The sequence below is a fragment of the Pseudomonas sp. PICF141 genome, from assembly GCF_002286815.1.
GTDB lineage: Bacteria > Pseudomonadota > Gammaproteobacteria > Pseudomonadales > Pseudomonadaceae > Aquipseudomonas.
Genome location: NZ_MUNM01000032.1, coordinates 1 through 13,390 on the forward strand (window position 1 = coordinate 1; position 13,390 = coordinate 13,390).

The window sequence follows — 13,390 nt, forward strand, 5'->3', positions numbered from 1 at the left end:
CCAGGCCACGCCTCTGCCCTGGGCGAACACAGCGCGGTACTTCTTGATGTGATGCGTTGGGTCTTTCTCCAATTCTTGGAGCAAGTACGGAACAGTCCACACGTTACGTTTGAACGGGCGGCCCAGTACACGTTCGAGGAGGCTCGCAACCTCTCCGTACGTCACTGTGTCTCCCGAGAGATACACAATCTGATCGCGGAAGCGAGGTTCGAAGAAAACAATTTCCGCTGTCAACGCACCAATGTCGTCTGGAGTCGTGAGCGTCACGCTGGTCTCAAGACTGCCTAGCGCGTTCACGGTATCGTTTTCGAAGTCAACCACCTCGAATACTGGCTCGAACAGAAAGCTGGTGAACATACCCGTCGAGATGATTACCCATTCAGTTTTATCCTGGGCACGAAGCAATTCGCGAACATCAAGCTGAGCATCGAACAGATCCTGAGGACTGCCCCGACCGATTACCTCGAAGTCGACACCAAACTGCCACGGGAAGTAGCGCTTCACACCGGACTTCAGAGCAGCGGTAGCCAGCTTCATTGGGGTTTCCCGGCCTGCAACCATCCCTGCACAGCCTATTACGGTATCGAAACGTGCGAATACTTCAGCCAGCTGATCGATTGAGTCATTCACGAGGTCTGCGGCCACCATCTGGATGCCGAGGCCCCGAAGCTCATCGATTTCGACCTTTTTCTCGGGCATTTGAGTGTTGATGGTCGAATCCCTGAGCAGGACGCTGATTGTGGAACCGCGCGCGCGCTTTGCTACTCGCGCAAGATTGCGCAGAACCGGCAGCCCAAGCTCACCGGCGCCTAGAACGAGAATGGATTGGGGGGAAAACTGGGTCACTTCGGTCATTATTTCTCCTGAGACCTGTTGCCTGTAAGATGAACAAATGCTTGCACGATTAGGCAACGTTCGTAAGAAGGCACACCTGTGATACCAGAGAAAGAAATGACCGATCAGGAGGCTCTCAGCCAGGCAGAAACAATTTGCCGAACGCTTAGAGAAGACGATGATGGCGTCAGACGAGAAGTGCTTGCTCACGCAGGAAGCCGCTGGTCGTTAGGTATTCTGCATGCCCTGGGGGTGTACGGCACGATGCGCCATGCCGAAATAAAAAGGCAGATGGCTGGGGTGACTCAGCGGATGTTAACCAAGACGCTACGCTCCATGGAGCGGGATGGCCTAGTGGTTCGGCGGGAGTTCGGTGAGATTCCGCCACGTGTCGAGTATGAGCTGACGCCGCTGGGTATGGGACTGTTGATCCGCATGTCACCTATCTGGACTTGGGTTGTCGAGAACGTTGAGGATTTCCGCAAGGCGCGGCGTGTTTTCGACAGTCAGGATGACAAAAAACCCGCATGGCAAATACCTGCATCGACACCATTAGATTCAGACGCGTCTGACTGAAGGTAGCTCACAGCGTGTTAGGAGCCCTGTGCCCATTGATGCGGTAGTAATTGGCCAATTGCACTGGCCCTCTGTGTCGGCAACCGCGTCAGTACATCCTTGAGATACGCGAACGGATCATGCCCGTTCATGCGTGCCGATTGAATCAAACTCATAATTGCCGCCGCTCGTTTACCGCTGCGCAGTGATCCGGCAAAGAGCCAATTCGAACGGCCAGGGGCCCAAGGCCGAATCGTATTTTCGACCCGGTTGTTGTCGAGGGGTACAGCACCATCATTGAGGTAGCGCGTCAGCGCTACCCAGCGTTTCAGGCTGTAATCCAGAGCCTTGGCCGTGACCGAGCCCTCGGGCACAAGTTCGCGCTGAGCCAGCATCCACTCATGCAACTTCTCCGCGATGGGCATCGCCATTTCTTGGCGTAATCGCCAGCGATCTTCATCTCTCATCTCTTTGGCCTTCCGTTCAACCTCGTATAATCTGCTGTTAAGTTCAGGTGCACGCATCGTTCATCGGCCTGCCGACGAAGCCTTTTACCACCCGATCAGGGATCTCATCCAACTGCCGACAAAAGCACAATTTCACGATGAAGGCAGGTACTATGCCACCGCACTGCACGAGCTGACGCACTGGACCGGGCATCACGCTCGGTTGCAACGCGAAGGCGTGATGTCAGCCTGCCCATTCGGCTCGCCAGGCTACGCTTTTGAGGAGTTGATCGCCGAGATGGGCGCGGCGTTTTTATGTGCTTACGCCGGCATTCAGGGAGAACTGCGGCACGAGGGATACATCGACTCCTGGCTCAGCCTGCTCAAGGCTGACAAGCGCGCGATCTTCCGCTCCAGTGGTCACGCCCGAAGCGCCTCGGAGTATGTACTCAACCTGAAGCAGCAACTGAAGCAAGCGGTCTTGGACGACTCACTATGCATGAACGATGGAGCTTAATCGTTACATCTGCGCTGTAAACGCTTCACAGGGCCCGACGCGAGTTGAGCCCTTTTTTCTGCGCCCAGAAAAAGCCCCATACCGCGGGGCTCTGACGCAAAGAATCAGAGATGGGCACACATCCGCAGGCTGTCATTCCGCATCCAGGTTCTGCGCCAGAAAACCCACCAGCTCGAGCGGACTCCAGCTGTCGATCACCTTGTAGATCAGATCGCGTTTACTGCGCGGTAACTTCTTGACCACGCTCTTCGCCGAGGCCCTGACGGCTTCGTCGGTCCCATGGATACGTGCCGCGAGCAGCAGCACGAGCGTGGCGTCAGTGAGGTTCATGGCAAGACCCAAAAAATATGCACCGCAGTGTACCGACTCTTTTCTTTTCCGTACCAGCCCCCAACAAAACGATGCCTAGCAGTATCCATATTCCGGTTGCCGCACAAAGGGACACGCGCCAAAAGGACGGGTAAGGGTTGGAAGGGAATGGGGACCCAAGGGTAAGAGCTCTATCCGAAAAAACTAAAAGGCCACTGACCCAGCTACTTCCCGGAGGTCACGATGCTCAGCCTGTTTCGCCCCAAAAGGCAGAAGCACCCTCCGCCGCCGACCGTGAGCGTCGCCGAAGGTTACCTGCCTATCGAGTCGGCCCACAGCTTGTTAGCAGCGGAGCACCGTCGTCAGTTGCTCGATCGCATCTGGCAGTACACCGCCCTTTCCCACGCCCAATTCACCCAGCTCTATTTAAATCCGATCCATCGCTACGCCGAACAGGTGCAGCAACTCCCTGCCAGCGAGACACACCACCATGCGTATCTCGGTGGCATGCTCGACCATGGCCTGGAGCTGGTCGCTTGCAGTTTGAACTGCGTCAGTCGTATCTGCTGCCCACCGGCGCTGCGCCCGAAGACCAGGCCGCCCAGACTGACGCCTGGTTCGCCGGCATCGCCTATGGCGCGCTGCTGCATGACATTGGTAAGATCGCAGTGGACCTGCTGGTCGAACGCCAGGATGGCCGTGTTTGGCATCCTTGGCAGGGTTCCCTGGATCAGCCCTACCGTTTTCGCTACCTCAAAGGCCGCGACTACCACCTGCACGGCGCGGCCGGAGGCTTGCTCTACACCCAAATTCTCGACCGACCTATTTTGGACTGGCTCAGTGGATTTCCGTCGCTGTGGGCCAGCCTGCTGTATGTCCTGGCGGGCCAGTACGAACGTGCTGGCGTGTTCGGTGAGTTGGTGATGCAGGCCGACCGAGTCTCCACCGCACAGAACATCGGTGGCAACCCGAACAAGGCGCTGCAAGCGCCGATTCATTCGCTGCAACATCACTTGATCAGCGGACTGCGCCATCTGGTTCAACACGAACTGAAACTCAACCAGCCGGGTGCCGCGGGATGGCTGACCCAGGACGCACTGTGGCTGGTCAGCAAGACGGTCACGGACAAGCTGCGGGCCTATCTGCTGTCGCAGTCGATTGAGGGCATCCCCACGTCCAACATTGCCGTGTTCGACGAACTGCAGTCGCATGGTCTGGTCGAGTCGACTCCAGAAGGCAAAGCTATCTAGACTGCGCTCGTGGCGCAGGGAAACTGGCAGCAGAGCTTCACCTTTCTGCGCATTCAACCGGCATTGATTTGGGGGAACGAAGACCGGCCTGATGCTTTCAGCGGAACGGTGAGCATTGCATTCGATGACCATCCGACTGACGCTCCGGCATCAGCACCGGAACCCAAGGCAGCCAGTCCATCATCGCGTCGAAGCTCTTCGCTGACAGACCCCATGGCGATGGAAGACGTTGACTATCTCGGCACGCTGTTGGATATGTTCGAGCTGGAAGAGCCTGAGGTTAGCGACGCATCGTCAGCAAGCACTCTCGAAATCTCAAATCCCTCGTCGGATGACCCTGGTCAGGCATTCCTGAATTGGGTCAAGGCAGGCATCCTGAGTCACAAGCTGATCATCAATGACAGCAAAGCTAAAATCCACACAGTGTGTGGCAGCGTATTTCTGGTCACACCTGGCCTCTTCCAACGCTACGCGCAGGAGTTTCCTGGTATCTCTCAAGGGGCCGATCAAGAAATTGAAGAATGGCGTTGGGTACAGAAGCAGTTTGAGAAACTAAAAGTCCACAGGAAGCGAGACAACGGTCTGAATATCTGGGCATGCCAAGTGCAAGGCCCTAGGAAGAAAACCACCTTGAAGGGGTATTTGATTGAGGAACCGAAATTATTTTTTGAATTGATACCACCCGATAATCCTTTTCTCAAAATCGTAAAAGATTAAAACTTGTCGCAATGCCGGAGACGCGGAAGGGAGTTCAATCGCGCATTATTACTCTTTTACCCTTGAATTTAAGGCGAACGCCATCATATTGCCACCACTCAACGCTCAGCAATGTCCGCCTGCCCTTTACTGACAAGGATGCCCTGATGTACGTAGGTTTTGAAGTCATCCAGTGACGTTATCCCCGGTACTGGCCCGGGAATGGCTGGACCCAAGGAGCGATCCAAACAGATAGTGCTACTTCAGGGAGAACCGACCGAGGCGTTCAATTGGTACCCGGTGGACCGGGTCTAGGCAATATGCGGAATCAAGGATGAGAACTGATCGAACCGGTAGGAAAGTTATAAAGCGGCCAACACCCTCAACTTCAAAATAAGTAGCCGCTTCTACAGCTATTTTTTCTTCGGTTTAGGTTTCGGAATTGTCTCTACTGTCGTTGTTTTTGGATTTTTTTTCGCTTTCTCGACAGGAATAAACTGTCCACTTTCCGAGTCCCTTCCGCGTTTGTTCGCAGGCATGCAAAGCTCCTTTGATGTTGGCTGTAGTCATCTTCGACCACCGATACACAGCGTAGCCCACACAGGGCTGGAGGCCGAAAACAATCCTCCCAACTCTGCCGGCCCTCAGCTCATGATCACCAGGTCACCACTCACCTCAGCCTTGTCCTGCCGCTGACTGGTGTTGCAATAACAGATGTCCATCGTCTCAAGATGAAAGCCTTCAAGACCTGGCGGATGTCCGGGTGTTCGTTGACGCTGACCATCACTCTGCCTTTGCAACTTCGCATGAAATAGGCCATCCGCTCATAGTACTTGCCAGAAAATCCAGCCCGTAGCCGGCGGTCTGCCAGTAAGGCGGATCCATAGAGTGGACGGTCATAGCCTTCGGCCAATTCGAGCCGAGGAAGGTTTTCGACGTAGGTGCCGGCCAGGCGCTGTCAGGCGGCCGAGAGGTTTTCCTCGATCCGCAGCAGGTTGAAGATCGGGTCAGCGGTACCGAAGGACTGGCCGGAGACCTTGCCGGCGAAGGCATGGTGCCGCAAGTTGAAAAATCGGGCGGCACGCTGGATGTCGGCGGGGATCTCGGTGCGAGTCATCTTCTTACTTGCGCAAAGCTCACTTAAAGCAGCGCCAAAGTTATCGCCAGCTCTCACGAAGCCACCTAGATCCAGAGCGTCCGTGGGAGTAAATGTGGGAGTAATTTAATAGACATGAAAAAGCCGATCTAGTGAGAGTTCGGCTAAGACATTGAAAAATATGGTCGGGACGGAGTGATTCGAACACTCGACCCCTAGCACCCCATGCTAGTGCGCTACCGGACTGCGCTACGCCCCGACTAGGCGTTGAATCTGTCCCTCATCTCGAGGAACGCTCAAGAATATATCGCAAGCTTTTGAAAACTGAAAGTATTTAAAGCAGGAATTTATTTCTTGAGCACCACCAGCACATCTTCAAGCTCGGCGATCATCTGGCGGATCATTTGTTTGTATTGGGTGGTGTCGTCTTTGGCTTCATCGCCGGACAAACGCAAGCGTGCGCCGCCGATGGTAAACCCCTGATCGTAAAGAAGCGCGCGGATCTGCCGGATCATCAGCACGTCCTGGCGCTGATAATACCGACGGTTTCCGCGGCGTTTGACGGGGTTGAGTTGAGGAAACTCCTGCTCCCAGTAGCGCAGCACGTGCGGTTTTACGGCACATAGCTCGCTGACTTCACCAATGGTGAAGTAGCGTTTGCCCGGGATGACGGGTAGTTCGTCGTTATGACTTGGTTCCAGCATAAGCCTCAACTCGGGCCTTCAACTTCTGCCCTGGACGAAAGGTGACCACACGGCGAGCCGTGATCGGGATTTCTTCTCCCGTTTTCGGATTGCGGCCAGGCCGCTGGCGTTTGTCCCGAAGGTCGAAATTGCCGAAACCGGACAATTTGACTTGTTCGTTGTCTTCAAGAGCGTGCCTGATTTCTTCAAAAAACAGTTCGACCAATTCCTTGGCCTCCCGCTTGTTCAGGCCCAGCTCTTCATACAGACGTTCCGCCATCTCAGCTTTCGTCAAAGCCCCCATACGTCACTTCCTTAACGTGGCGTTCAACCTTTGTTCGAGCGAGGTGAGGATGTTTTGCGTCGTGGTATTCACCTCATCGTCATTAAGAGTGCGCGATGGATGCTGCCAGGTCAAGCCAACTGCAAGGCTTTTTCTATGCGGATCAATGCCTTTACCCTGATACACGTCAAATAGCCTGAGGTCTGTCAGCCATTCACCTGCATTTTCACGGATTACGTCCAGTACGGCGGTGGCCGCAACGTCTTTGTCCGCCAGCAGTGCCAGGTCACGACGCACTTCAGGAAAGCGCGATAACTCCTGGAATTCAGGCATTTTACCTAGCGCCACTTCGGCCAGAACCAGCTCGAATACGAAGACCGGACGGTCGAGACCGAGGGTTTTCGACAATTCAGGGTGAATCGCGCCAACGAAACCTGCCAAACGGCCTTCACGTTCGATGCGTGCGGTTTGACCCGGGTGCAATGCCGGGTGTTTGCCCGGTACAAAAGTGAACGAGTCCAGTGCGCCGGCGAAGCCCAGTACCGCTTCTACATCGGCTTTGACGTCGAAGAAATCCACGACATCGCGACCTTGTGCCCAACCTTCCGGCAGACGGCTACCACATACCACACCGGCCAACATCGGCTCTTGCTTCAGGCCTTCCAGCTGACCGACGAAGCGCAGGCCGCTTTCGAACAGACGGACGCGATCCTGTTGACGGTTCAGGTTGTGCTGAAGCGCCTTGACCAGACCAGGCCACAAGGAAGAACGCATGGCCGCCATGTCGTTGGAAATCGGGTTGGCCAGCAGCAGCGGTTCGACACCCGGATTAAACAGCTCGAATTGTTTCGGATCGATGAAGCTGTAGGTGATCGCTTCCTGGTAACCACGGGCCACCAGCAGACGACGCAGTTCAGGCAGATCGCTGCGCGCTTCAGCCTTGGCTTGTGGTGCCAGACGGGCTTGCGGGTAGCGAACCGGCAGACGGTTGTAACCGTACAGACGGGCCAGTTCTTCGATCAGATCGACTTCCAGGCTGATATCGAAACGGAAGCTTGGCACTTCTACGCGCCACTGCCCTGCCCCATCGGCGGTAATGGTCAGGCCCAAAGCGCTGAGCAGACGCTCGACTTCGGCCGAATCCATTTCCATGCCCAGCATCTGGGTGATGCGCTGGGCACGCAGGGTGATCGGCGCGATCGACGGCAGGTGCTGCTCGCTGACGGTTTCGATGATCGGGCCAGCTTCGCCGCCGGTGATGTCCAGCAGCAGCCCCGTGGCCCGCTCCATGGCTTCACGGGCCAGTTTCCAGTCCACGCCACGCTCGTAACGGTGCGAGGCATCGGTGTGCAGGCCGTAGGAACGCGCCTTGCCAGCGACGGCAATTTGGTCGAAGAACGCGCTTTCCAGGAAAATATCGCGAGTGGTCGCGGTGTTGACGCCGCTGTGCTCGCCGCCCATGACGCCGGCGATAGCCAAGGCACGGGTATGGTCTGCAATCACCAGCGTATCGCTACGCAGGCTGACTTCCTGACCATCAAGCAGAACCAGTTTCTCGCCTTCTTCGGCCATACGTACGCGGATGCCGCCATTGATTTCGGCGAGATCGAACGCGTGCAGCGGTTGACCCAATTCCAGCATCACGTAGTTGGTGATGTCGACAGCGGCGTCGATGCTGCGCACATCGGCACGACGCAGACGCTCGACCATCCACAGCGGCGTAGGCTTGGACAGATCAACGTTACGGATCACGCGTCCCAAATAACGCGGGCACGCGGCCGGTGCCAGTACTTCAATCGGACGTACTTCATCATGCACGGCCGGAACGCTGGCAATCGCCGGGCGCACGACCTGGGCAGCATAAAGCGCACCGACTTCGCGAGCCAGACCGGCCAGGGACAGGCAGTCACCGCGGTTCGGGGTCAGATCGACCTCGATACTGGCATCGTCCAGGCTCAGGTATTCACGAATGTCCTGACCGACCGGCGCATCGACCGGCAATTCCATCAGGCCATCATTGCCTTCGCCGATTTGCAGCTCGGCCTGGGAGCACAGCATGCCGTTGGATTCAACGCCACGCAGCTTGGCCTTCTTGATTTTGAAATCGCCTGGCAGTTCGGCACCTATCATGGCAAACGGGATCTTCAGACCCGGACGCACGTTTGGCGCACCGCACACGACCTGGAAAGTTTCCGAGCCATTGTTGACCTGGCAAACACGCAACTTGTCAGCATCCGGGTGCTGCTCGGTGCTCAGCACCTCGCCAACCACCACGCCACTGAATTTACCGGCGGCCGGCGTAACGCTATCGACCTCAAGACCGGCCATCGACAGACGGGCAACCAGCTCGTCGCGACTTACCTGCGGGCTTACCCAGCCACGCAGCCATTGTTCACTGAATTTCATCCTGCTCTCCTAAGAATTCGTTACGACTAGCGAAATTGCGCGAGGAACCGCAAGTCGTTGTCGAAGAACAGACGCAAGTCGTTCACGCCGTAACGCAGCATGGCCAGACGCTCAACGCCCATGCCGAAGGCAAAGCCCGAAAACTCTTCCGGGTCGATCCCGGACATACGCAGCACGTTCGGGTGAACCATGCCGCAGCCCATCACTTCCAGCCAACCCGTCTGTTTGCAGACGCGGCAGCCTTTACCGCTGCACATCACGCATTCCATGTCGACTTCGGCGGAGGGCTCGGTGAACGGGAAGTACGAAGGACGGAAACGCACGGCCAGTTCTTTTTCGAAGAACACGCGCAGGAACTCTTCGATGGTGCCTTTCAGGTCGGCGAAGTTGATATCGCGGTCGACCAGCAGGCCTTCGACCTGGTGGAACATCGGGGAGTGAGTGATATCGGAGTCGCTACGGTACACACGGCCTGGGCAGACGATGCGGATCGGCGGCTGTTTCGATTCCATGGTGCGGACTTGTACCGGCGAGGTATGAGTGCGCAGCAACATGTTGGCATTGAAATAGAAGGTGTCATGCATCGACCGGGCCGGGTGATGGCCTGGGATGTTGAGCGCTTCGAAGTTGTGATAGTCATCTTCAACCTCAGGGCCTTCGGCAATGCCGTAGCCGATGCGGGTGAAGAACTGTTCGATACGTTCCAGAGTGCGAGTAACCGGATGCAGACCACCGGAGGTCTGACCGCGGCCAGGCAGGGTCACGTCAATGGACTCGGCAGACAGTTTGGCGGCCAGGTCGGCCTCTTCAAACAGTGCCTTGCGCGCATTGAGAACCTCTGTGACACGCTCCTTGGCAACGTTGATCAGCGCGCCGACTTGCGGGCGCTCTTCTGCCGGCAAATTCCCCAGGGTCTTCATCACCTGAGTCAATTCGCCCTTTTTGCCAAGGTAGTGAACCCGGATTTGCTCCAGGGCATTGATATCTTCAGCGCTTTGCACAGCCTCTAGTGCTTGAGAGACGAGCGCATCCAGGTTTTCCATGTACAGACTCCAGATACAAAATAGGGGAAGAGCTTGAAGGCTCTTCCCCTATTTATGACGTTTAACACCTGACCCCACAGAGGTGAGGCCGGGTGACTGTCGGGGGTACTTAAGCCAAGGTGGCTTTAGCTTTCTCGACAATCGCAGCAAACGCCGCTTTTTCGTTCACTGCCAGATCAGCCAGAACCTTACGGTCGATCTCGATGGACGCTTTTTTCAGGCCGGCGATGAAACGGCTGTAGGACAGACCGTTGATACGTGCACCAGCGTTGATACGAGCGATCCACAGAGCGCGGAACTGACGTTTTTTCTGACGACGGTCACGGTAGGCGTATTGGCCTGCCTTGATTACCGCTTGCTTGGCAACACGGAATACGCGCGAGCGAGCGCCGTAGTAGCCTTTAGCAAGTTTCAGAATTTTTTTGTGACGTTTACGGGCAATGACGCCACGCTTTACACGAGCCATGAGTTACTTCCTCTATTCTTGACTAAAATTAACGAAGGCGCAGCATGCGCTCGACTTTTGCCACGTCAGACGGATGCAGCAAGCTGCTACCGCGCAGCTGACGCTTACGCTTGGTCGACATTTTAGTCAGGATGTGGCTCTTGAAAGCGTGCTTGTGCTTGATACCGTTAGCAGTTTTCAAAAACCGCTTAGCAGCACCACTTTTAGTTTTCATTTTTGGCATGTTCGGATACTCCGCATTCAGTTGATAAACATAATCAGAAGGCCTGCCGTGCCCTATTGATTACTTCTTCTTTTTCGGGGCGATGACCATGATCAGCTGGCGTCCTTCCATCTTAGGATGCTGTTCGACCGAACCGTACTCGAGCAAGTCAGTTTCAACTCGCTTGAGGAGTTCCATCCCCAGCTCCTGGTGGGCCATCTCACGGCCGCGGAATCGCAAGGATACCTTGGCCCTGTCCCCATCACTCAGGAAACGTACCAGGTTGCGCAGTTTTACCTGGTAATCCCCTTCCTCCGTCCCTGGACGAAACTTGATTTCTTTAACCTGAATCTGCTTCTGGTTTTTCTTGGCCGCGGCAATCTGCTTCTTCTTCTCGAAGATCGATTTGCCGTAGTCCATCAGTTTGCAAACAGGGGGTACTGCATCGGCGGAAATTTCCACCAAATCCAGTTTGGCCTCTTCAGCCTTAAGAAGCGCGTCTTCAATTGACACAATCCCAAGCTGTTCACCTTCAGCTCCAATTAACCGAACCTCGCGTGCCGAGATATTCTCGTTGATCGGGGCTTTCGGTGCAGCTCGTTTATCTTGTCTCATTTCACGCTTAATAATAATTACTCCGAATCTGGGCGACCACGCCGGGAAACCGCTTGCGCGAGAAACTCAGCGAACTGGGCGACGGGCATCGAGCCCAGGTCAGCACCTTCACGAGTACGCACAGCGACAGTCTGCATCTCGACTTCCCGATCTCCGATAACCAAGAGATAAGGAACCTTGAGCAAAGTATGCTCGCGGATTTTAAAGCCGATCTTTTCATTTCTCAAGTCAGACTTGGCACGAAATCCGCTTTCATTGAGAGTTTTTTCGACCTGAGCGGCAAAATCGGCCTGTTTATCAGTGATATTCATGATCACTGCCTGGGTCGGAGCCAGCCACGCGGGGAATGCTCCCTCGTAGTGCTCGATCAGGATTCCGACGAAACGTTCGAAGGAGCCCAGGATCGCCCGGTGCAACATTACCGGGTGCTTGCGACTGTTGTCTTCGGAGACGTATTCGGCTCCCAGACGGACAGGCAGGTTGAAATCGAGCTGAAGGGTACCACATTGCCAGACACGGCCGAGGCAATCTTTCAGCGAGAACTCGATCTTCGGACCGTAGAACGCCCCCTCGCCCGGCTGCAGATCGTACGGCAAGCCAGCGCTATCAAGGGCGGCAGCCAGTGCAGCTTCGGCGCGATCCCACAGCTCGTCGGAACCGACGCGTTTTTCCGGACGAGTGGACAGCTTCATCTCGACGTCTTTGAAGCCGAAGTCAGCATAAACGTCCATGGTCAGCTTGATGAACGCAGCGGATTCGGCCTGCATCTGCTCTTCAGTACAGAAGATGTGAGCATCGTCCTGAGTGAAGGCGCGAACGCGCATGATGCCGTGCAGCGCACCCGACGGCTCGTTACGGTGGCAGGCACCGAACTCGGCCAGACGCATCGGCAGCTCGCGGTAGCTTTTCAGGCCCTGATTGAACACCTGCACGTGGCACGGGCAGTTCATCGGCTTGATGGCGTAATCGCGGTTTTCCGACTGCGTGGTAAACATGTTGTCGGCGTAGTTGGCCCAGTGCCCGGATTTTTCCCACAGGCTGCGGTCAACGACTTGCGGAGTCTTGATCTCCAGATAACCGTTGTCGCGCTGAACCTTGCGCATGTATTGCTCGAGCACCTGGTACAGAGTCCAGCCGTTCGGATGCCAGAACACCATGCCCGGCGACTCTTCCTGGGTGTGGAACAGGCCCAGACGCTTGCCGATCTTGCGGTGATCGCGCTTTTCAGCTTCTTCGATGCGCTGGATGTAAGCCGCCAGTTGCTTCTTGTCCGCCCATGCGGTGCCATAAACGCGCTGCAATTGCTCGTTCTTGGCATCGCCGCGCCAGTAGGCGCCAGACAGCTTGGTCAACTTGAAGGATTTCAGGAAACGCGTGTTCGGCACGTGCGGACCGCGGCACATGTCGACGTATTCTTCGTGATAGTACAGGCCCATGGCCTGCTCGTTCGGCATGTCCTCGACCAGGCGCAGTTTGTAGTCTTCGCCCCGGGCCTTGAACACTTCGATCACTTCGGCGCGCGGAGTGACTTTTTTGATCACGTCGTAATCTTTTTCGATCAACTGCTGCATGCGCTGTTCGATCGCAGCCAGGTCGTCCGGCGTGAAAGGACGCTCGAAGGCGATGTCGTAATAGAAGCCTTCGTCGATGACCGGACCGATGACCATCTTCGCAGTCGGGTACAGCTGCTTGACCGCATGACCGACCAGGTGGGCACAAGAGTGGCGAATGATCTCCAGCCCCTCTTCATCCTTTGGCGTAATGATTTGCAGCGAGGAATCGCTGTCGATGATGTCGCTGGCGTCGACCAGCTTGCCATTGACCTTGCCGGCCACGGTGGCCTTGGCCAGACCGGCACCGATGGATGCGGCGACCTCGGCTACGGAAACCGGGTGATCGAATGAACGTTGACTGCCGTCGGGAAGAGTAATAGTTGGCATGGCGCCTCCTCTCCTAGTGGTGACCCCTACCAAAGGTCACGTGGGTTGG

The 13,390-nt window shown here is 55.9% G+C and carries 11 protein-coding genes, 1 tRNA gene and 5 pseudogenes; 4 read left to right on the forward strand and 13 right to left on the reverse strand.

Features of this window, described 5'->3' with window-relative positions:
• Positions 1–855, reverse strand: an 855-nt coding sequence (locus tag BZL43_RS06040) for an aromatic alcohol reductase (RefSeq protein ID WP_095631500.1), incomplete at its 3' end; no start/stop codon positions are given.
• A 96-nt stretch (positions 856–951) separates the two neighbouring features.
• Here BZL43_RS06040 and BZL43_RS06045 point away from each other — a divergent pair.
• Positions 952–1,410, forward strand: coding sequence for a helix-turn-helix domain-containing protein (locus BZL43_RS06045; RefSeq protein WP_095631473.1), 459 nt, complete (start codon positions 952–954; stop codon positions 1,408–1,410).
• A gap of 17 nt (positions 1,411–1,427) precedes the next feature.
• Here BZL43_RS06045 and BZL43_RS06050 read toward each other — a convergent pair.
• Positions 1,428–1,886 (reverse strand): annotated as a pseudogene (locus BZL43_RS06050) (transposase); the annotation flags it as partial.
• Between BZL43_RS06050 and BZL43_RS06055 the strand changes: the two are divergent.
• A pseudogene (locus BZL43_RS06055) lies at positions 1,873–2,352 on the forward strand (zincin-like metallopeptidase domain-containing protein); the annotation flags it as partial. The pseudogenes BZL43_RS06050 and BZL43_RS06055 sit on opposite strands and share 14 nt — an antisense overlap.
• Before the next feature lie 132 nt (positions 2,353–2,484).
• Here the strand turns inward: BZL43_RS06055 and BZL43_RS06060 are convergent.
• Positions 2,485–2,682, reverse strand: coding sequence for a hypothetical protein (locus BZL43_RS06060; protein WP_095631501.1), 198 nt, complete (start codon positions 2,680–2,682; stop codon positions 2,485–2,487).
• A 222-nt stretch (positions 2,683–2,904) separates the two neighbouring features.
• Between BZL43_RS06060 and mobH the strand changes: the two are divergent.
• Positions 2,905–4,628: pseudogene (mobH, locus tag BZL43_RS06065) on the forward strand (MobH family relaxase).
• Between the two features lie 169 nt (positions 4,629–4,797).
• Positions 4,798–4,945 (forward strand): annotated as a pseudogene (locus BZL43_RS28490) (DUF159 family protein); the annotation flags it as partial.
• A gap of 306 nt (positions 4,946–5,251) precedes the next feature.
• On the opposite strand, the pseudogene BZL43_RS28495 reads toward BZL43_RS28490, so the two are convergent.
• The 10 genes and pseudogenes from BZL43_RS28495 to thrS all read right to left on the reverse strand — a co-directional run.
• A pseudogene (locus BZL43_RS28495) lies at positions 5,252–5,730 on the reverse strand (DNA adenine methylase); the annotation flags it as partial.
• A gap of 155 nt (positions 5,731–5,885) precedes the next feature.
• Positions 5,886–5,962 (reverse strand) — tRNA-Pro (locus tag BZL43_RS06075).
• An 88-nt stretch (positions 5,963–6,050) separates the two neighbouring features.
• Positions 6,051–6,407, reverse strand: a complete 357-nt coding sequence (locus tag BZL43_RS06080) for a MerR family transcriptional regulator (RefSeq protein ID WP_003179985.1) — start codon at positions 6,405–6,407, stop codon at positions 6,051–6,053.
• Positions 6,388–6,690: an integration host factor subunit alpha gene (ihfA, locus tag BZL43_RS06085; RefSeq protein ID WP_002553164.1), complete on the reverse strand. Its 303-nt coding sequence runs from the start codon at positions 6,688–6,690 to the stop codon at positions 6,388–6,390. Before ihfA ends, BZL43_RS06080 begins: the two co-directional genes overlap by 20 nt.
• A gap of 3 nt (positions 6,691–6,693) precedes the next feature.
• Positions 6,694–9,075 carry a phenylalanine--tRNA ligase subunit beta gene (pheT, locus tag BZL43_RS06090; protein WP_095631474.1) on the reverse strand — a complete coding sequence of 794 codons (2,382 nt, stop codon included), beginning with the start codon at positions 9,073–9,075 and terminating at the stop codon, positions 6,694–6,696.
• A 26-nt stretch (positions 9,076–9,101) separates the two neighbouring features.
• On the reverse strand, positions 9,102–10,118 hold the full coding sequence (pheS, locus tag BZL43_RS06095; RefSeq protein ID WP_095631475.1) for a phenylalanine--tRNA ligase subunit alpha: 1,017 nt from the start codon (positions 10,116–10,118) through the stop codon (positions 9,102–9,104).
• Between the two features lie 109 nt (positions 10,119–10,227).
• A complete protein-coding gene (gene rplT / locus BZL43_RS06100) occupies positions 10,228–10,584 on the reverse strand; it encodes a 50S ribosomal protein L20 (RefSeq protein WP_007905879.1) in 357 nt (118 codons plus the stop codon).
• Between the two features lie 28 nt (positions 10,585–10,612).
• A complete protein-coding gene (rpmI, locus tag BZL43_RS06105) occupies positions 10,613–10,807 on the reverse strand; it encodes a 50S ribosomal protein L35 (RefSeq protein WP_002553160.1) in 195 nt (64 codons plus the stop codon).
• Between the two features lie 60 nt (positions 10,808–10,867).
• Positions 10,868–11,419: a translation initiation factor IF-3 gene (gene infC / locus BZL43_RS06110; protein ID WP_177409317.1), complete on the reverse strand. Its 552-nt coding sequence runs from the start codon at positions 11,417–11,419 to the stop codon at positions 10,868–10,870.
• Positions 11,419–13,341, reverse strand: a complete 1,923-nt coding sequence (gene thrS / locus BZL43_RS06115; RefSeq protein WP_095631477.1) for a threonine--tRNA ligase — start codon at positions 13,339–13,341, stop codon at positions 11,419–11,421. The genes infC and thrS overlap by 1 nt, the downstream gene beginning before the upstream one ends.
• Positions 13,342–13,390: the final 49 nt, after the last annotated feature.